Genomic DNA, 18,287 nt, shown 5'->3' with positions numbered 1-18,287 from the left:
CGTTTTCTATTTTCATCCTCCGTAGCCACAGATTTAAAAGGACTCCACTAAATCCATCTTGGGCGATGAAGAGATTCATCCCTCCTGACGGGGACTCGCTCCCCCCGAGATGAAGACGCGGTCCCCCCTCGAGCCCTTTTGGAGGTGGGAGCTTGGAGAACCTTGAGGTAATCTATCCGGACCTGTTCCCAATCGAGATTCCGCCCAACACGGTGATGCTGAAGGGCCTTAACTGGGACTCCAACGTCTACCTCTTCCGCTCCGGAAAGGAAGCCCTCATCATCGACACGGGCACGGGCGAGAACGTCGACCGCTATTTCTCCCTGTGGCTCGGTGAGGGCTACCTCAACGGCCTAAGGAAGGTCGTGATATTCAACACGCACGAGCACTTCGACCACGTCGGCGGAAACCTTGCAATGAAGGAGCTCTTCGAGAGGCTCGGCGTCGAGGTTCTCTTCGCTTCGCACAGGAAAACAGCAGAAGCCCTTGAGCGCGCTGATGAAAGGATAATCCTCGACTACGCCTACGGGAAGAGGTTTCCGGGGCATGATGTTGACATCAAGCTCGATGATGGCGACTACCTTAGGGTTGGCAAGAGAAAACTGCTCCTGCTCCACACGCCGGGCCACACAGCGGGAAGCTCCTGCCTCTACCTCGACGGCGAAGTTAAGCTAATCTTCACCGGCGACACGATATTCAATGGAACCGTCGGGAGGACGGATTTGCCAACCGGAAACAGGGAAGAGCTGAAGAGAAGCATCGAGAGGCTGGCAGAGCTTGAAGTCGACTTCGGCCTGCCCGGGCACGGGTGGGTGATAAAGGACTGGCGCGGGAACATAGAAACCGTGAGGAGGTTCCTATGAGGAAGGGTTCCCTGAAGGAGGTTCTGGCAAAGATTAAGCACGACCCGAGGGAGGACGAGAGGAACTACTACATCGTCATCGAGCATCGGGGAGCGTATGGAAACGAGAAGAGAATCCCGGTTGAGATGATTGAGCTGGGCCACGGCTACTTCTTCATCGGCGAGACGCAGATTCCATACCACAGGATAATCCGGGTTGTCCGGAAAGACGGGAAAGTGGTGTGGGAGAGGCGCTCAAGAGATTAGCTCGAGCTCCGACGTGAGAATCGCCCACTCCTTCTTTTCGAAAGCCTCTGGAATCGCCGTCACTATGAGGTAGCCGTCGTTGATGATTGCGAGGTCCTTGACGTAGAGAACGAAGTCAAGGGTGTCCTTGAAGCCGAGCTGGCTAACGAGGTAGCCGAGGTTCTGGAGGAACACGACGCCGCGCCGTTCCCGCGACGAGCATTCCCTGAAGAAGCGGGACAGCTCGTTCCTCATATCGGGCAGGAGTTCTGGGGGAACGGCACCCTCCACGTCCGTCTTTGTAATCCAGAACACCCTGCCGGAGCCCTCTATGAACTCCCTGAACCTGTGGGGATTCTCGCGGACGAGGGCAAGGAGCTCCTTCGGCTCGTCGAGAAAGTCGAGGAGGAAGTACCTCGCCTTGACGTCGTCCGTGAGCAGGTAAGCCCCGGAGTCGAGCTCCCAGGGAGAACTGTGCCTCCGCTCAAAGGCCTCCATAAGGTCGTAGACCCGCTTTATCTCCTCGTAATGCCCCTGCTCCATCGCCGCGAGGTCGAGGGCGAGCTTCCTGACCTCCTCGTCCCGGGCAACGCTCGCAAGGAGCTCGTAGGTCTGCTTTGCGAAGAGCTCGCTCTCCATACAGTAGCGCAGGGCGGAGACGTAATCCTCGGCGCTCTCGAACTCTGGGTAGAACGGGTAGACCTCCACCGGAGGGGCGTCCACCTTCACGGGCTCCTCACCGGGGAAGAGCTTTTTGAAGAGCTCGCGAAGCATGTTCTCATGAACTTTGCTCTCCTCGCTCATTTTCCTGAAGAGGACATTCACGCTCCTGCGCTTGGCCCTCTTAGCGAGTTCGGCGTAGTACTCAACCTCATCCCTCTCGTTGAAAATTGCGTAGCTCAGCAACTCCTTGGCTGAAAGATTTTTCAGACGATTCACGATTTCCTTCATTACCTCACTCGGGTCCCGCTCCATGACCAACGCCCAAAGTTACTTGGACACACCAGGGGAAAAGCTTTTCTGTTCCCGGCTTAACGAGGGAGCATGATTGACGCACACGCCCACTTCGAGTTCTACAAAAAGGACGCTCCAAAGGTTATCGAAGAGTGCCGGAAAGAGCTCAGGGCGGTGGTAGACTCGATAACCGAGTACCGGAAGGCCCACGTCTGGAAGAGCTGGGAACTGCTCAGGCCATACTTCGGCTTCATCTTTCCGACCCTCGGCTACCACCCGAACGAAGCGCGCAGGGGCAACTGGGAGAAGGTGAAAAAGGTCGAGGACTTCATCAGGGAGCACTCGAAAGAGATAGTCGCCATCGGGGAGATAGGCCTCGACTACCACTACGCCGAGAACGAGAGGCAGAGGGAGAACCAGCGCGAAATCTTCAGGCACTTCCTTGAGCTGGCCGTTGAGCTCGACCTTCCGGTCGTGATACACGCTCGCGAGGCCGAGAGAGAAGCCTACGAGCTGGTTCAGAAAGCTGGCGTTAAGGCCTACTTCCACTCCTACGCCGGGAGCGTCGAGCTTGCTAAAGAGATAGTCGAGAACGGCCACGTCATAGGGATAAACACAGGGATAGTCTTCATTCCGGAAGTTAAGGCGGTTGCTGAAGCCATCGATGTGGATTACCTTTTAGCCGAGACGGACAGTCCATACATGAGCCCCTTCAAGGGACAGCGCAACGTCCCGTGCAACGTTCGCGTTGCGGTTGAGTGGATAGCCAAGCTCCAAGGGCTGGAGTTTGAAGAGGTCGAGAGGGAAACAGAGAAAAAGGCCGTCGAGTTCTTTGCTCTGGAGGTGAAAGCATGAAGGTCGAAGAGGCCGAAAAGGTTCGGGCGCTTTTGGAGGAGCTTGGTGAAGAGACATTAATCGCGAGGCTGGACTCATTCATCGCTTTAAACGAGGGTCTTGAGACCAAGAAGGGCGAGGACTACATAAAGCTCTCGATTCTGAGCTTCCTGGAGGGACTCCTGATGACACTGAAGATGAAGTACCCGGGGAAAGGTGAGGTTGCGGACTTATACGAGGAAATCAGAGCCAAGCGGGCGGAGCTCGACGAGCTCTTCAGGAAGCCGGCGATGCAAAACCTTCAGTGAGAACCACGAGAATAAAACTCCGGGAACAGCTCAACCTCCTGGACGTAGCTCCTCCTCAATTTTAAGGCCGTGTAGGCCCTCTCCAGCTCCCGGCCGAGGTAGAAGGCGTGCCTCGGGTTTATCTCGAAGCGCTCAAGAATCGTGTCGATTATCGCGTTCGGCTCGTCGCCGACGACCGTTAGAACGGCCTCCGTCCCCCTGTGGGCGTTCACCCAGAGTCTCCCGCCTTCAACCCAGACGCGGAAGTAGACGGGCTCGAGCTGGACGGGCCTTTCCCTCGCCTCAACGACCTCCCGAGCCGGCTCGAAGCGCCACTCCTTGGTTCTCTTCTCCTTCAGGATAAGCAGGTCGAAGCCCAAATCCTTTGGGGTTTCAAAGAGGTTCATGTCTACTGCCCTTCTCAGCTCCCTGACGGAGCCTTTAGCCTTTGCGCTCGTTTCCGTCGTGAGGAGAAGGCTTATCGAAAGCTCCTTCGCGATTCCTGCCAATAGGGCGTTCATTCCCACGCTGTCGGCGTCGTAGAGCTCAACCACGTTGCCGACTCCAGCGAGAAGAACGTCGTCCGGGTTCCTCTCGCGGTAGAGCTGGAAGGCCGTAATTGAGCGCGCTAAGTGGGGAACCTGCTCGAGGATTAAATCCGGGATTAGGGTCTTGTAGCCCAAATCCAGAGCTTTCTCCTTGAGCCTCTCAAGGAACTCAACTCTCTCCGAGGGCCTGGGGGGGAAGAAGCCTTCCCTCTGGTTCGTCGGGATTAGAACGACCGGTTTTTCAGTGACGAGCGCCTCAAGGTTGCCCTCGTCGACGCTCAGGAAGAGGTCTGCGTAGCTCAAAGCTTTCTCGATTTCAGCGGTGTTGAGGGAGTCGAAGCTAATCGGAACGTCGAAGCATCTCTCTTTGAGCCTCTCGCGGATTTCGGGAATCAGCTCAATGAAATCGAGGTTCGTTTCTCCAGCAACCATCCCGATGTCGATTATATCTGCCCCCTCGCGGAGGTAGTAGAGGGCCTTCTCAACCGTCCCATCTACGCCGAGTCTCGGGGCGTCAACGACCTCGCCGAGAACCCTCGTCGGGAAGTCCCTTCCAACCGGCAGGTTGCCGATGAGGACATTCCAGGGCTTCTTAAGAGCTCTCTCGATGTAGCGCCTGTCCTTAGTCTTGTTCCTGATGTCCTTGACCTTCTTTATGCCGTCGAGGGAGAAGAGCTCGTCCGCCGGCTTCTCCTTGCTCAGCCTGAAACCCCTCTCCAATGCCCTCAGCACCGCGGGAAGGTCCATCGCGTTCCTCGGCCCTTTAAAGGTTGGAATCCCTATTTCATCCTCGATGGGCTGAGCGGAACCCCTGACGAGACCGGGAATCAGAATTAAGTCGTAGTCCTCGCTTCTCACGCCGGCCCTCTTCAGGTAGCGGACTATCAGCTCGGGAGTTAAGAAAGCCGCGACGCTGACCGGCGTGACGAGGACGTCGCAGCCTTTCCCGTACTTCCTCACGAGCGGTTCGGCGAGTTTACCTGTGACGAGGAGGATTCTCATGATTGAAACTTCAGGATTGGCCTTAAAAGCCCTCGGCCGGTAGGTGGCTCATCACCGCTCAGCCGGGAGTAGCTCGTCATCGGGCAGAGGAGGTAAGGAAGGGAGTATATAAAGCCTCGGAATCCTCCCCCGCACCCTCACCAATCGGTCCGCTGGGCTCTCCTCATCGGCCGGAATCACAGGTAGGGGGCAAAGAGCAAATCCTCAAGCTTTCCGCCGGCTTTTCGGAAGACCGCCACGCTCCAGCCGACGTTTCCAACCTTCTCCGGCCTGTGGGCGTCGCTGGCGAAGGTCAGCTTAACACCCCTCCTTATACACTCCCTCACGAACTCCAAATCCGGAACGTGATAGCGGGAGCTTATCTCAAAGGCCTTTCCCCTTTCCTCGGCAAGCGCGATGAGTTCAAGGAGGTCCTCCCATGAGGGGTAGCCAATGTAGGGAAAGCTCGCCCCGAAGTGACCTATTACATCGACGTTCTCGTCGAGAAGGGCAATCCTGACGAGCTCGACGTACTGCTCTGGTCTATCAACCCACTCGTGAACGCTCGCTATCACGAAATCGAGCTTCTCTGCCATCCAGTCCGGCACGTCAACGCCGTTGGGAGTTATGTTGCCCTCGATTCCGGCCAGAACCGTTATCTCGCTATCCTCGCCCCAGCGCCTTATCTCGCTCAGGTAAGCGTTGAAGTTACCCCGCAGGAGGTAGTGGCTGTGGTCCGTTATCGCAACGAGCGAAAGGCCCTTCCGCTCGGCCTCCGCGATGTTCTCGAAGACCTCCCCGAGGCCGTCAGAGTGGAGCGTGTGGGTGTGCGAATCGTGAATCATGTTCAGGGCTATTCTGAGGCTTTAAAAAAGCTTATGGACAAAAAATCCAACGTAAAGCTAAACCTTGAGTTTTGACAACCTTTAAATACGACAAGAAAGAAACCCTACCCGGTGGTGTCAATGGTCGAGCGCTCAAAGGTTCGCGTCGTCATAGCGAAGCCCGGTCTTGACGGTCACGACAGGGGAGCCAAGGTTGTTGCGAGGGCCCTGAAGGAGGCAGGATACGAGGTCATCTACACGGGAATCAGACAGACACCGGAGCAGATAGTCGAGACGGTCATTCAGGAAGATGCCGCCGTCCTTGGGATAAGCATCCTCTCCGGCGCGCATATGGTCCTGATTCCGAAGATTATCAGGCTCCTTGAGGAGAGGGGCATAAAGCCGAACGAGGACATCGTAATCTTCGCCGGCGGAATAATCCCGCCCGACGACGCGGAGGAGCTGAAGAAGATGGGCGTCGCGGAGGTCTTTGGCCCGGGAACGCCCCTGAGAACGGTGATAGAGTTCGTTGACAGGGCCGTCGAGAACCTCAAGCGCTTCAAGGCTTAACTTTATATTCTCCCTCTGGATAATTTCTCCAGTGATGAAAATGACGCTCGAGTCCCTCATTCAGTCGGCACTATCAGGCGATAAAAAGGCCATAGCAAGGCTGATAACCCTCGTTGAAAACGACGAGGAAAAGGCAAGGGAGATAATACGAAGGATTTATCCCCACACGGGAAAGGCCTACGTCGTCGGCATAACAGGTCCGCCCGGTTCTGGAAAGTCAACCCTTCTCGACAAGCTCATCAAGCTCGCCAGGGACGAGGGACACAAGGTTGGGGTCATAGCGATAGACCCGACGTCGCCATTCACGGGGGGTGCACTGCTCGGCGACAGGCTGAGGATGCAGAGGCACTCGACCGACCCAGGCGTCTTCATCAGGAGCATGGCAACGCGCGGTTCCCTCGGCGGTCTGGCGAAAGCTACCAACGACGCGGTTAAGGTTCTGGACGCTTCAGGCTACGACCTGATATTCGTCGAGACCGTTGGAGTCGGGCAGATTGAGGTTGACATCGTCAAAACTGCAGATACCGTCGTTCTCGTAACCGTTCCGGGCCTCGGCGACGAGGTTCAGGCCATCAAGGCCGGTTTAATGGAGGTTGCAGACATATTCGCCATCAACAAGGCCGACAGGGAAGGAACGGAGATGGTGTACCTCGAGCTCAAGATGGCCCTTGAGTTCGAGAGGGACAAGTGGAGGCAAATCGGCTGGGAGCCCCCGATAGTCGAGACCACAGCTTTCACCCTCAAGGGCGTCAGGCCCCTCTGGGAGGCGATAAAGAGGCACAGGAAGCACATGGAGGAGAGCGGAAGGTTGAGGGAGAGGAGGGCCTTCCGCGCGAGGGAGGAAGTGAAGACGATTATCGCCTCAACGATAGCGAGCAAGGTGGAGGAGAGGCTTGCGAAGGGAGAGGCGAAAGAGCTCATCGAGGAGGTCGTTGAGAGGAAGCTCGACCCCTATTCGGCCTCTCAAATCGTGATGGAGAAGCTTAAGGAGGACCTCTGGAGGTGATTGCATGTTCAAGAAGATAGACCACGTTGGTATAGCCGTTAAGAACCTGGAGGAGGCCATAAAGGTCTGGGAGGGCCTTGGCCTGAAAGTTGAGGAAATCGAGGAAGTGCCTGACCAGAAGGTTAGAACCGCGATAATCCACATCGGCGAGAGCAGGATTGAGCTCCTCGAGCCAACGGCCGAGGACTCGCCGATAGCGAAGTTCATAGCCAAGCGCGGTGAGGGAATACACCACATCGCCCTCGGCGTTACGGACATCGAGGAGCACCTAAAGGAGCTCAAGGAGAAGGGCTACAGGCTTATAGATGAGGAGCCGAGGATTGGAGCCGGCGGAGCGAAGATAGCCTTCGTCCACCCGAAGGCCGTAACCGGTGTGCTTCTCGAACTCTGCGAGAGGAAAGAGTGAACTTCCAAAAAGCGACGATTGCACCTTTTTTTCCTTTTCCCTAAAACTCAAAGCTTATTTGTTGCATCAGTAAAATTTATAAGGAAACTGTCATAAGTGCCAATGAATCAACACAGCCGTTCCAATGTGTTCCATCGTTCATTGAGAAGTGATGTCCTATGTTCCTGAAGGGGAAAATTCGCGGAGGGCCCCAGAAGGTTTTGGATTACAGGGTTCTTCCAACAGTGCTGAGAGCCCTCCCAGACAGGAAAGTTCTGATAACTAGGAAAATGCCGGGCGAGGTTCCAGATTCGGACGTTGTGCACATCTGGGTCACCCGGGTCAGGCATCCTCAAGCGGTTGAACCCACAAACCTCTACGTCATCGAGCAGAGGGTCTGGGACTCCCTTTCCAAAGGTGCCAGGAACGTAATCCTCGACGCCTTTGAATACCTCCTGCTCGAAAACGGACTTGAGAGAACCCTCCGCTTCGTAGGAAAGCTTAGGGATATGACCCTTCTTTCCAACTCAAACTTCTACGTAACCGTCAGCGACGGTGTTGATGAGCGGGTTCTCGCGATGCTGAAGAGAATCGTTGAGTGAGGTTTATATATCACCCGTTCCTCTTCTCCACTTAGGTGTGAGCTATGCCTTACATTGAGAAGATAGAAATGAAGGGCTTCAAATCCTACGGTAACAAAAAGGTCGTCGTTCCGCTCGCAAAGGGCTTCACCGCAATCGTTGGAGCCAACGGTTCTGGAAAGAGCAACATCGGTGACGCCGTTCTCTTCGTTCTCGGCGGGCTCTCAGCCAAGGCGATGCGAGCCAGCAGGATAAGCGACTTAATCTTTGCCGGCTCGAAGGGAGAACCTCCAGCCAAGTACGCTGAAGTTGCGATGTACTTCAACAACGAGGACAGGGGCTTTCCGATTGACGAGGACGAGGTTGTAATCAGGAGGCGCGTCTACAAGGACGGCAGGAGCACCTACTGGCTCAACGGGAAGAGAACAAGCAGAAGCGAGATAATAGACCTTCTCAGCGCTGCGATGATTTCGCCAGAGGGCTACAACATCGTCCTTCAGGGAGATATAACGAAGTTCATCAAGATGTCCCCCACCGAGAGGAGGCTCATCATAGACGACATCTCCGGCATAGCGGAGTACGACGCCAAGAAGGAGAGGGCCCTGAAGGAGCTCAAGCAGGCCGAAGAAAACCTCGCGCGCGTTGATTTGCTCATAAGGGAAGTTAAGGCCCAGCTCGACAAGCTTGAGAAGGAGCGCAACGACGCCCTTCGCTACCTCGACCTGAAGGAGCGCGTTGAGAGGGCCAAGGTTACGCTCCTCCTCGGCGAGATAAGGAAGCTTGAACGGCTTATAGAGGACGAGGGCACGAGGGACAGGGAGATAGAAGCCGAGGTAAACGCTCTCAACGCCAAGCTGAAAGAAATCGCCAAGGAGATAGTAGCGAAGGAAAAAGAGCTCGCCGAAGTCGAGAGGGAACTCGAGGAGAAGAGCGAGGACGGAATACTCGAGGTTACGAGGCGGATAAGCGAGGTAAAGTCGAAGATTGAGATGGCGAAGAGGAACATTGAGAACGCCAACCGGGAAATCGAGGAGAGCCAGAGACGGCTCACCAAAGCAAAGGACGAGCTCAAGAGAATTGGCGAGGAGATAGAGAAGAGCAGGAACGCGATAAAGCGCTGGTCGAAGAGGAGGGAGAAGCTCCTGGCCGACATAAAGACGCTCGAGGCAAGCAGGAACGAGCTCGTCGTGAAGCTCGGCGAAATTGACAGGCGCTATTCCCTTGCGAGGGAGGAGTTTGACAAGGTCGTCGAGGAGCTCGAGGAGGCTAAGAAAGGCCTCTACATGAAGGAGAGCGAGATTGAGAAGTTCACCGAGGAAATCGAGAGGGCCAGAACGAGGATAACGCAGGCCAACCTTAAGAGAAACGCCCTCCGCGAGAGGATTGAGGAAACCAAGAGGGGCCTTGAGGAGAAGCGCTCCGAGCTTTCGGAAGTCGAAGGAAAGCTCTCAAAGGCGGAAGCGAGGCTCAGGAAGCTTGAGAAGGAGCTTGAGGAGAAGACAAAGAAGCTCAGGAAGCTCGAGCCCGAGCTTGCAAAGGCCAAGGAGGAGCTCATAAAAGCCGAGGCGCAGAGGGAAGTCCGCGGAAACAGGGCCGTGGAGTTCCTTAAGAAGAGCAACATTCCCGGTTTGTACGGCACGCTCGGCGAGCTGATAACCGTTAAGGACGGAAGATACGCCCTGGCGGTTGAGGTGGCCCTCGGAGGGAACTACGATAACGTTGTCGTTGAGGACGACAGGGTAGCCGAGAAGGCAATAAAGCTCCTCAAGGAGAAGAAACTCGGAAGACTAACCTTCCTCCCGCTCAACAAGATAAAGCCCCGCTCGATGAGGGAAAAGCCCCCCTTAGGAATCCCCGCCATGGACGTCGTGAGCTACGACCCGCGCTTCAGGAACGCGGTAGCTTACGCCCTCGGAGATACTCTCATCGTTGAGGACATGGACGAGGCGAGGAGCGTAGGGATAGGAAAGGTCAGAATGGTAACCCTCGGCGGTGAGTTGCTCGAGAGGAGCGGTGCAATAACAGGCGGTCATTACAGGCCGAGGGGCAGGCTTGGGGTCAACGTTGACGAGATTAAGGCGAAGGTGGAGAGGCTTGAGCGCGAGAGGGAGGCCCTTGAGGCGGAGGTAAACTCGCTGAAGGCCGAGAGGAAAGGCATCGAGAACACGCTCTTCGAGCTCCGCATGAGGAAGAGCGAGCTATCGAAGGACTTGCAGGTTCTCCAGCGCGACCTTGAGAGGCTTTTGGCCGAGGACAAATCGCTCAGAGATGAAATCGAGGAGAGCGAGAAGCTCATAGAGACCCTCACCGCGAAAATCGAAGAAGCAAAGGGCGAGATGGCGAAGCTCCGCGGAAGGATTGAGAGGCTCGAGAAGAAGAGGGAGAAGCTCAGGAAGGCCCTCGACAACCCAGAGGCGAGAGAATTAAACGCGAGGATTAGGGAAGTGGAAGGCCAGATTGCGAAGCTCAAAGAGGAGCTCAGCAGGGTTGAGAGCAAGCTCGAGAGCCTCGAGAGCAGGATAAACGAGGAACTGCTCCCGAGGAAGGCCAACCTCGAAGAGGAAATTGAAGGGTTAATCAACAGAATAAACGCCCTCCAGGCCAACATAAAGGAGAATGAAGAAGCGATAAAGAGGTTCGAGGCCGAGCTCGAGGAGCTGAAGAAGGCCGAGGAGAACGTAAAGGACGAACTGAAGGAGCTCCGCGAGAGGCGCGAGAGGCTGAAGAAGGAGATAGCCGAGCTGAGGAAGGAGAAGGACGAGCTGAGCTCGAAGCTCCAGGAGCTCAGGATAGAGGCCAACACCCTCAAGATAAAGCTCGCACAGGCCGAGACGACGCTCAAGGAAAAGAGGGCTGAGCTCAAGCACTTCGACGCGAAGCTGATTAAGTCGATAAAGGAAATCCCGCTGGAGCTTGAGGCCTTGAGGGAAGAGATTGAGCGCATGGAGGAGGAGATACGCGCCCTCGAACCGGTCAACATGAAGGCCATCGAGGACTTCGAGGTCGTCGAGCGTCGCTACCTCGAGCTCAAGAGCAAGCGCGAGCAGGTTCTGGCCGAGAAGGAGAGCATAGAGGAGTTCATAGAGGAGATAGAGGGTCAGAAGAAGCAGGTGTTCCTGCAGACGCTCGAGGCCATAGCCAAGAACTTCTCAGAGCTCTTCGCCAAGCTCTCTCCAGGGGGAGAGGCCAAACTAATCCTTGAGAATCCGGAAGACCCGTTCGCGGGCGGCCTTGAGATTGAGGCGAAGCCGGCAGGCAAGGACGTGAAAAGGATTGAGGCGATGAGCGGTGGCGAGAAGGCGATAATAGCGCTCGCCTTCGTCTTCGCGATACAGCGCTACAAACCAGCTCCGTTCTACCTCCTCGACGAGATAGACGCGCACCTTGACGACGCCAACGTCAAGCGCGTCGCGGATTTGATTAAGGAAGCCTCGCAGGAGAGCCAGTTCATAGTTATCACCCACCGCGACGTCATGATGGCCAACGCGGACAGGATTATTGGCGTAACGATGAGGAACGGCGTCTCAAAGGTCGTCTCGCTCAGCCTCGAGAAGGCCAGGAAAATCCTTGAAGAAATCAGGCGGAGAAGCGACGAGGAGCACAGGGAGATGTTTGGCCGTCTGGAGGGCTGACGATGTTTGACATGGAAGAATATGAGAGATGGATGAACCAGGCAGAGTACACACTTAAGAGTGCAGAGAACGATATGAGGGCGGGATTTTACTCGTGGGCATGCTTTAAGGCTCAACAGGCTGGGGAATACGCCGTCAAGGCTCTCCTGTACGGAATGGGAATAATGGCCTATGGGCACTCGATAAAAAAGCTCCTCGATGTGTTATCGCAGAAAATAGACGTTCCCAGCGAACTGTTCAACAGGGCGAGGCTACTTGACAGACATTACATACCGCCAAGGTATCCAGATGCGTATATTGAGGGCTCTCCCTACGAGTACTACGGCGAGAATGACGCCAGAGAGGCAATAAACTCCGCAAGGGAAATAATAGAGTTCATCAGGAGGCTTGCCGATGAGAAGATTGAAAAATCCTGAGAGAATCCCCTACTGGGCAGAAATCCAGCGGTACGTTCAAGACATCGTTAGGGCACTTAACCCAAAGCTAATCCTTCTCCACGGCTCAATTGCGCGGGGGACTTTTGGAATTGGAAGCGATGTTGACCTCTTCATAGTTGCTGAAAGCCTCCCTAAAAACCCCAACGAGCGTCTCAAACTCCTCTATTCCCTCGACAGAACGAGGGCACCCCTCGACCCGAAGGCGTACACCCCAACAGAGGTTCTAAAGATGCTCAGAAAGGGACACCCGCTCATTATGGACGCACTGGAAGATGGGATAGTAATTCATGCGGACGAGAGCTACCTCCGCGAACTAATGAAGACGTTCCAGTCCGCAAAGAGGAAATACAGGCGCTTTGATAGGGGCTGGATTAGGGTGGAGGGCTGACGATGGAATCGAGAAGGGAAGAGGAAATCACCCCGATTGACATACTGCTCCAGCTCGTCCAGATGGGGCGCGTTGACCCGTGGAACATCGACATCGTTGATTTGACCGAGAAGTACATTCAAAGGCTCAGGGAGATGAAGGAGCTCGACCTCCGCGTTTCGGCGAGGGCAATCTTGGCGGCTTCAATCCTCGTCAGAATGAAGAGCGAAGCTCTGCTCTACGAGGAAGAGGAGAGCGAGGAGGAAGAGAAGGAAGAAAGGATTCGCGTTGAGGTCGAGCCCTTAGCGCCTCCGCTCAGGAGGGTGGAGCGCTACTACACCTTTGATGACCTCCTTGAGGCGCTGATGGACGCGCTTGAAGAAGCCGAGCGGAGGAAGCCGAGGAAGAGGAAGCGCGAGGAGATTGAGGAAGAGGTTTTCGTAGTTGATGACTTCCGCGTTGACATTGAGAAGCACGTCAACAGGCTCTACGAGATAGTCAGAAAGCTCTACGAGGAAACAAGGAAGCCCATAAAGTTCTGGGATTTGGTCTTCGACAACACGCCCAAGGTCATCGCGAGAACCTTCCTCTACCTGCTGTTTTTAGCCAATATGGGCAAGGTCGACCTCGTGCAGGAGGAGCCCTTTGGAGAGATACTGGTCGTGCCAATGGTTGAGACCTCAAAGAGCGGGAGCTAGACCCTTTCCTTTACCCACTTCAGAAACTCCACGGGGGTCATGACCCAAATTTCTCTTTCAGCAAGCTTCTCGGAAATATAGTCTGAGACGTTCCACGTGAGTATCACTACCGTATCATATTCCTCACTAAGCATCAGCGCACAGGCTACGAACGGAGCATCGGCGACATCGTGCACGTATTCTTCCGCCACTTCTTTGTATTGACTGAGTTTGGAGGCAGAGACTGGAACCATGGGTTCAAAAATGACTTCCATGGCAATTGAAAGCTCCTCGGGAGTTAGTTTTGATTTTTCGGCAAGTTCCTCAATGTGATTGGCAATCTCTTTTCGAACGACTTCGGGGTAAAAGAACGGAAACATCTCCGGAAAAAGTGTTAGGACGTACCTGTTAACCCCTCCAGAACGGATTAGTGAAGCGAAGACAACGTTGGTGTCCACAACTACAGCGATTTCCATGCGCCCTTCCCCACCTTCCGAGAAAGCTCCATTGCATCTTGGAGCTCGAGTTCAGAATTCATGGATATCGCCTCGAGGACGAGAAACCGCTGGACGGCCCTAACTAAGCGCTCCTCAGGAACGCCCCTGATTCGCGCCAAGGTTTTGAACTCCGGAGGAATTGGAACCTCAACCTTTCGAAACGATGCATCGCTCCCGATACTCAATCCCCTTCACCCAACTAAGTTTCACTCGATTCCCTATTAACCTTTTCCCGCTCCCGTCTTTTCGCCGGCCTCAGAGTTATTGCGAGTAAGGGCTCCTCGCTCCCGATGTAAAGGTTTCTCTTTTCCCTGTTGATGTAGAAGCAGTAAACGCCGTCAGGAATTTCGGAAAGGAACTTGAGCGGGGACGTTTCCCTCGCGAGCCTCTTATCCTGAAAGACACACCTGTAAGTCCCTTTCAGGCCCTCAACGCGCCCTTTAATCTCCTCCAGCGAAAGCCTCTCGCAGTCGAGCCTGGCACAGACGAGGCTCTTTCTCCCGTCGGTGAAGATTACAACGCGCTCGTTGACGTCAATCCTCCGCGAGCGGTCGAGAAACGCCCAGAGTTCCGAGTGGACCCGCTCAAGCTTCCTCCTCTTTGCCAGCCTCTTCACGAGCCTTTCCTCGGCGTGCCTCGTCAGGAGCATGTTGGCTCATCCCCTGAAGCCTTGAAAATTCTTCCCTGCACCTACACGTGCACATACATATGCAGGTTTGAACCATTGAAAAAGGTATTTAAGCATTCGAACCAAGTCATCAGTGGGAACATCATGCAGAGCAAAGTTTACGTAATCACTTTCGTGCTCTTTGCGATAATTGACGCACTTACAACGTGGTTTGGGGTTAAAATGGGCTTTGAAGAGTCAAACCCCCTTCTTGCAGGCAGGATATCCAGCGGGCTGGGATTCTTTGGGAGTTATAGCCTGTACACTGCTGTTGGCGCCGGCGTCATCGTCGTCTCACTTCGGCTGGAGAAGTTCAGCCCCGCGTTCAGGGCCGTGGCAATTGGGATGGTAATCCTCAAGGCGATTCCTGCCGTCAACAACATCCTTCTTCTTGCAGGTGTCCCCGTTTCAGGAATCATCAATTCCACCGTGGGCGCGGTGTTGGAGAATCTTTTTATTGGATGATGCGAGCTGTGTAATATGCAGTACCTTCGCAGGGATTTAATCGAGCCCCGCGTTTACCAGGAGGTCATCTACGCCCGCTGTAAGGAGCGGAACTGCCTCGTCGTCCTGCCAACTGGCTTAGGAAAGACACTCATAGCGATGCTCATAGCGGATTACAGGCTCTCGAAGTACGGGGGCAAGGTTCTTTTCTTAGCCCCGACCAAACCACTGGCGATGCAACACGCCGAGAGCTTCAGGCGACTCTTCAACCTTCCGCCCGAGAAGATTAACGTCCTCACGGGCGAGCTTTCACCCGAAAAGCGCGCCGAGCTCTGGAGGAAGAGCGTCGTCATTACCGCGACGCCCCAGACCGTTGAAAACGACATCCTAACGGGCAGGATTTCGCTTGAGGACGTCGTCCTGCTCGTCGTCGATGAGGCCCACAGGGCCGTTGGCAACTACGCCTACGTCTTCATAGCGAAGGAGTACCTCAAAACTGCAAAGCACCCGCTCGTTCTCGGATTAACTGCATCGCCCGGTAGCGACGAGGAGAAGATTCGCGAGATAGTTGAGAACCTTGGGATAGAGCGCATAGAAATCAGAACCGAGAGCTCGCCGGATGTCAAGCCCTACGTCCAGAGGATAGCCTTCGACTGGGTTAAGGTCGAGATTCCGGGAATCTACAAGGACGTAAGAAAAATCCTGCGCGAGATGCTTAAGGATTCCCTAAAGCCCCTCGCAGATGCCGGACTTGTAAGCTCCTCCTCACCTGACATCTCGAAGAGGGAGGTCCTTCAGGCGGGCTCGAAGATAAACCAGGCGATGGCCAAAGGCGACTACTCCATCGGCTACCTCAAGAAGCACCAGGCGAAGGCCATGAAGCTCCACCACGCGATTGAACTTTTGGAGACGCAGGGGCTAACGGCGCTCAGGAGCTACCTCAAGAAGCTCCGCGAGGACCGCTCAAAGTCCGGTAGAGAGCTTATGGAAGACCCGCGCATGAGGAAGGTCACCTACCTCCTCGTTCAGGCGAAAGAACTTGGCCTCGACCACCCGAAGATGGAGAAGCTGAAGGAGCTTATCCGGAAACAGCTCCAGAAAAAGCCGGACTCGAAGATAATCGTTTTCACGAACTACCGTGACACGGGCAGGAAGATAGTCGAGGAGCTCAGGGAAATGGGCATCTCGGCGGAGCGCTTCATAGGACAGGCGAGCAGGGGAACGGACAGGGGGATGAGCCAGAGGGAGCAGAAAGAGGTTTTGGACAGGTTCTCGCACGGTGAATTCAACGTTTTAGTTGCCACGAGCGTCGGCGAGGAGGGGCTGGACGTTCCCGAGGTTGATTTGGTCGTCTTCTACGAGCCCGTGCCTTCAGCAATAAGGAGCATACAGCGTCGTGGCAGGACCGGAAGACACAGGCCCGGAAAGGTTGTAATCCTAATGGCCAAGGGAACGCGCGACGAGGCCTACTACTGGAGCTCCCGGAGGAAGGAGAAGGGCATGTTCGAGGCGATAAGGAAAGTCGCGAGGGAGCTTGAATCAAAGCTTGAAAAGGAATCCAAAGGCCGGGAGAGGGTTGAGGTGGGGAAGGGTAGGATAACTTCCCTTGATGCGTTCCTGAAGGTTGGCAGGAGCAAGAAGGCCGGGAGCGAGGAGAAAGCGGGAGAATCGGAGAAAAAGGCCGAATCAAAAACTCCGCAGATTCAAGATGAGAAAAAAGCTGAGAGCAAGAGTGGGGAAATCCCAGTTAAGCCCATCTTCGTGAGGAAGCCAAAGGGGATAGTCGTCTACGTTGACTCGCGCGAGCTGAGGAGCGGGGTGCCGAAGATTCTGAAGGAGCTCGGGGCGGAGATTGAAGTTAAAACCCTTGACGTTGCAGATTACGTCGTCAGCGAGGAGGTGGGAATAGAGCGGAAGAGCGCCAACGACTTCATACAGTCAATCATAGACGGCAGGCTCTTCGACCAAGTTGAGAGGCTTAAAAGGGCCTACGAGAAGCCCGTGATAATCATCGAGGGCGAGCTCTACGGCATCAGAAACGTCCACCCCAACGCAATTAGGGGAGCCATAGCCTCTGTAACCGTTGACTGGGGTGTTCCGGTGCTCTTCTCCTCGGGGAAGGAGGAAACGGCCCAGTTCATTTACCTCTTAGCCAAACGCGAGCAGGAGGAGCGGAAGAAGGAAGTGAGGCTGAGGAGCGAGAAGAAGGCCCTAACCTTAGCTGAGAGACAGCGCCTAATCGTTGAGGGCCTTCCAAACGTCTCCTCGACCCTCGCCAAGCGCCTGCTCAAACATTTTGGCAACGTCGAGCGGGTATTCACGGCAACGGAAGAGGAGCTCAAGGAGGTCGAAGGGATAGGCGAAAAGAAGGCGAGGGAGATAAGGAAGGTCATAACGGCCCCCTACGTTGAGGACGAGGGGTGAAGAACTGCCCTCAGAACCGGGAGCCTGTCCCGATACCACGTGAGGTTCTCGATGTTGAAGAACCAGACGTCGGCGTTGATGTCGTAGGGGATTCCGGCGTTCCAGAGGGCCGAAGCCATAATTTTCCCGAAATCCACGTCAGCCTGAATCGGGCACTGAACGCTCCTGTCCTTCTTTGAAAACCAGAACGGCCTCCACGCACCGACCCACGTGGGAATTCCGGTCTCCTTTGACCAGGCAAGAGAAGCGTTTATCGCGCTCTCTATTAAGGTCATGTTGTAGGTGCAGTGCTTTGGGCCACCCGCGTATATGTGCCACTCGGCGAGGGTGTAGCCGTCGTTGGTAACGTTGAGGTACTTGAGGTAGAAGGGGCTTGAGACTCGCGCCGGAGTCACGAAGACGAGCCGGTAGGGGTCGATTTTTCTGATTTCGGCTATCGTCTGGGCGTAAACCTTGTTGAGAACGTCGGGGTAGCCCTTTATAGGCCCGCTCGACTCGATGAGGAGGTCGTAGGAGAGGAGGTAGGAGGTTCCTTTGAAGTACTCGGCGACGGTCTTCCACCAGAGGACGAAATGTTCCTGGGCTTTCTCGCTCGTCGGGTCGTTCCTCAGCTCCGGTGCCGTATATGTGATAATTGGGATAAGGCCTGCTCTGAGGGTGTCGTTGACTATCTCGCCGAGCTGGACCAACGCGGTTTTGTTGTTCACGACGTCGGCACCGACGCGTATCCTGACGTTGGAAAAACCGGCTTTCTTGAAGTACTCCGGTATGTTAACTCCCTTCGAGCGCCAGTAGAAGTAGTAGCGGTGAACCCGAGGGAAGCTCATCCAGTCAACGTCGATTCCAACGCCGAGGAGCTTCTTATACTGCTGGGCCGTTATAGGTTCGTTTCCAGGGGATTGAAGGGACGGGTTAGTAGCAGGGGTAATGGCGTGAGTATGAGTCCGGTTCTCGACGACCCGGGCGTGTATGCTCCACAAGAACGCGAGGAGGATGAGGAGTATGAGCGCGACGCCAAGCCTCTTCATGGAGAGAAGAACGCTCGAGAAAGGTTAAGCCTTTTGGTTCAACGTTCTCAGCAAGGG

The 18,287-nt window shown here is 55.0% G+C and carries 21 protein-coding genes; 14 read left to right on the top strand and 7 right to left on the bottom strand.

Features of this window, described 5'->3' with window-relative positions; translation table 11 throughout:
* The first annotated feature begins 215 nt into the window (after positions 1-215).
* Together E3E30_RS01275 and E3E30_RS01270 are read left to right on the top strand one after the other, a co-directional pair.
* On the top strand, positions 216-863 hold the full coding sequence (locus E3E30_RS01275; protein ID WP_084606348.1) for an MBL fold metallo-hydrolase: 648 nt from the start codon (positions 216-218) through the stop codon (positions 861-863).
* Positions 860-1,108 carry a DUF504 domain-containing protein gene (locus E3E30_RS01270; protein ID WP_042690486.1) on the top strand — a complete coding sequence of 83 codons (249 nt, stop codon included), beginning with the start codon at positions 860-862 and terminating at the stop codon, positions 1,106-1,108. The genes E3E30_RS01275 and E3E30_RS01270 overlap by 4 nt, the downstream gene beginning before the upstream one ends.
* Here the strand turns inward: E3E30_RS01270 and E3E30_RS01265 are convergent.
* Positions 1,097-2,062, bottom strand: coding sequence for a DUF835 domain-containing protein (locus E3E30_RS01265; protein ID WP_167728849.1), 966 nt, complete (start codon positions 2,060-2,062; stop codon positions 1,097-1,099). The genes E3E30_RS01270 and E3E30_RS01265 overlap by 12 nt on opposite strands.
* Before the next feature lie 69 nt (positions 2,063-2,131).
* Here E3E30_RS01265 and E3E30_RS01260 point away from each other — a divergent pair, with 69 nt between their 5' ends.
* A complete protein-coding gene (locus E3E30_RS01260; RefSeq protein WP_167728178.1) occupies positions 2,132-2,896 on the top strand; it encodes a YchF/TatD family DNA exonuclease in 765 nt (254 codons plus the stop codon).
* A complete protein-coding gene (locus E3E30_RS01255; RefSeq protein ID WP_167728177.1) occupies positions 2,893-3,183 on the top strand; it encodes a DUF3216 domain-containing protein in 291 nt (96 codons plus the stop codon). The genes E3E30_RS01260 and E3E30_RS01255 overlap by 4 nt, the downstream gene beginning before the upstream one ends.
* Here E3E30_RS01255 and E3E30_RS01250 read toward each other — a convergent pair.
* Entirely contained in the window at positions 3,177-4,712 is a 1,536-nt protein-coding gene (locus E3E30_RS01250) for a dihydropteroate synthase-like protein (protein WP_167728176.1), read from the bottom strand. The two genes, E3E30_RS01255 and E3E30_RS01250, sit on opposite strands and share 7 nt — an antisense overlap.
* Before the next feature lie 176 nt (positions 4,713-4,888).
* Positions 4,889-5,536, bottom strand: coding sequence for a PHP domain-containing protein (locus E3E30_RS01245; protein WP_167728175.1), 648 nt, complete (start codon positions 5,534-5,536; stop codon positions 4,889-4,891).
* A gap of 120 nt (positions 5,537-5,656) precedes the next feature.
* On the opposite strand from E3E30_RS01245, the gene E3E30_RS01240 reads away from it, so the two are divergent.
* The 8 genes from E3E30_RS01240 to E3E30_RS01205 all read left to right on the top strand — a co-directional run bounded on the left by E3E30_RS01240 (position 5,657) and on the right by E3E30_RS01205 (position 13,191).
* Complete coding sequence (locus E3E30_RS01240) at positions 5,657-6,085, top strand: cobalamin B12-binding domain-containing protein (protein WP_167728848.1); 429 nt, start codon at positions 5,657-5,659, stop codon at positions 6,083-6,085.
* A gap of 40 nt (positions 6,086-6,125) precedes the next feature.
* Entirely contained in the window at positions 6,126-7,091 is a 966-nt protein-coding gene (gene meaB, locus E3E30_RS01235) for a methylmalonyl Co-A mutase-associated GTPase MeaB (RefSeq protein WP_042690505.1), read from the top strand.
* A gap of 4 nt (positions 7,092-7,095) precedes the next feature.
* Positions 7,096-7,497, top strand: a complete 402-nt coding sequence (gene mce, locus E3E30_RS01230; protein ID WP_167728174.1) for a methylmalonyl-CoA epimerase — start codon at positions 7,096-7,098, stop codon at positions 7,495-7,497.
* A gap of 158 nt (positions 7,498-7,655) precedes the next feature.
* Positions 7,656-8,078: a DUF835 domain-containing protein gene (locus E3E30_RS01225; protein ID WP_042690509.1), complete on the top strand. Its 423-nt coding sequence runs from the start codon at positions 7,656-7,658 to the stop codon at positions 8,076-8,078.
* Between the two features lie 44 nt (positions 8,079-8,122).
* Complete coding sequence (gene smc / locus E3E30_RS01220; protein WP_167728173.1) at positions 8,123-11,689, top strand: chromosome segregation protein SMC; 3,567 nt, start codon at positions 8,123-8,125, stop codon at positions 11,687-11,689.
* 2 nt (positions 11,690-11,691) lie between these two features.
* A complete protein-coding gene (locus E3E30_RS01215) occupies positions 11,692-12,105 on the top strand; it encodes a HEPN domain-containing protein (RefSeq protein WP_167728172.1) in 414 nt (137 codons plus the stop codon).
* Positions 12,083-12,514 carry a nucleotidyltransferase domain-containing protein gene (locus tag E3E30_RS01210; RefSeq protein ID WP_167728171.1) on the top strand — a complete coding sequence of 144 codons (432 nt, stop codon included), beginning with the start codon at positions 12,083-12,085 and terminating at the stop codon, positions 12,512-12,514. Before E3E30_RS01215 ends, E3E30_RS01210 begins: the two co-directional genes overlap by 23 nt.
* 2 nt (positions 12,515-12,516) lie before the next feature.
* Complete coding sequence (locus E3E30_RS01205; protein ID WP_167728170.1) at positions 12,517-13,191, top strand: ScpA family protein; 675 nt, start codon at positions 12,517-12,519, stop codon at positions 13,189-13,191.
* On the opposite strand, the gene E3E30_RS01200 is transcribed toward E3E30_RS01205, so the two are convergent.
* From E3E30_RS01200 to E3E30_RS01190, 3 genes are read right to left on the bottom strand one after another with little or no spacing between them, the layout of a single operon-like run.
* Positions 13,188-13,646, bottom strand: a complete 459-nt coding sequence (locus E3E30_RS01200) for a PIN domain-containing protein (RefSeq protein ID WP_167728169.1) — start codon at positions 13,644-13,646, stop codon at positions 13,188-13,190. The two genes, E3E30_RS01205 and E3E30_RS01200, sit on opposite strands and share 4 nt — an antisense overlap.
* A complete protein-coding gene (locus tag E3E30_RS01195) occupies positions 13,631-13,852 on the bottom strand; it encodes a hypothetical protein (protein ID WP_167728168.1) in 222 nt (73 codons plus the stop codon). Before E3E30_RS01195 ends, E3E30_RS01200 begins: the two co-directional genes overlap by 16 nt.
* A gap of 14 nt (positions 13,853-13,866) precedes the next feature.
* Complete coding sequence (locus E3E30_RS01190) at positions 13,867-14,316, bottom strand: hypothetical protein (RefSeq protein WP_167728167.1); 450 nt, start codon at positions 14,314-14,316, stop codon at positions 13,867-13,869.
* A gap of 123 nt (positions 14,317-14,439) precedes the next feature.
* Here E3E30_RS01190 and E3E30_RS01185 point away from each other — a divergent pair, with 123 nt between their 5' ends.
* Positions 14,440-14,799, top strand: a complete 360-nt coding sequence (locus E3E30_RS01185; protein WP_167728166.1) for a DUF5658 family protein — start codon at positions 14,440-14,442, stop codon at positions 14,797-14,799.
* Positions 14,800-14,814: 15 nt separating this feature from the next.
* A complete protein-coding gene (locus E3E30_RS01180) occupies positions 14,815-17,202 on the top strand; it encodes a DEAD/DEAH box helicase (RefSeq protein WP_167728165.1) in 2,388 nt (795 codons plus the stop codon).
* Here the strand turns inward: E3E30_RS01180 and E3E30_RS01175 are convergent.
* On the bottom strand, positions 17,181-18,230 hold the full coding sequence (locus tag E3E30_RS01175; protein WP_167728164.1) for a cellulase family glycosylhydrolase: 1,050 nt from the start codon (positions 18,228-18,230) through the stop codon (positions 17,181-17,183). The genes E3E30_RS01180 and E3E30_RS01175 overlap by 22 nt on opposite strands.
* Positions 18,231-18,287: the final 57 nt, after the last annotated feature.

The sequence above is a fragment of the Thermococcus sp. 9N3 genome, from assembly GCF_012027685.1.
Taxonomy (GTDB): domain Archaea; phylum Methanobacteriota_B; class Thermococci; order Thermococcales; family Thermococcaceae; genus Thermococcus; species Thermococcus nautili.
Note: the sequence above shows the minus strand (reverse complement) of the source record. Positions and strands in the feature narration are given on the sequence as shown.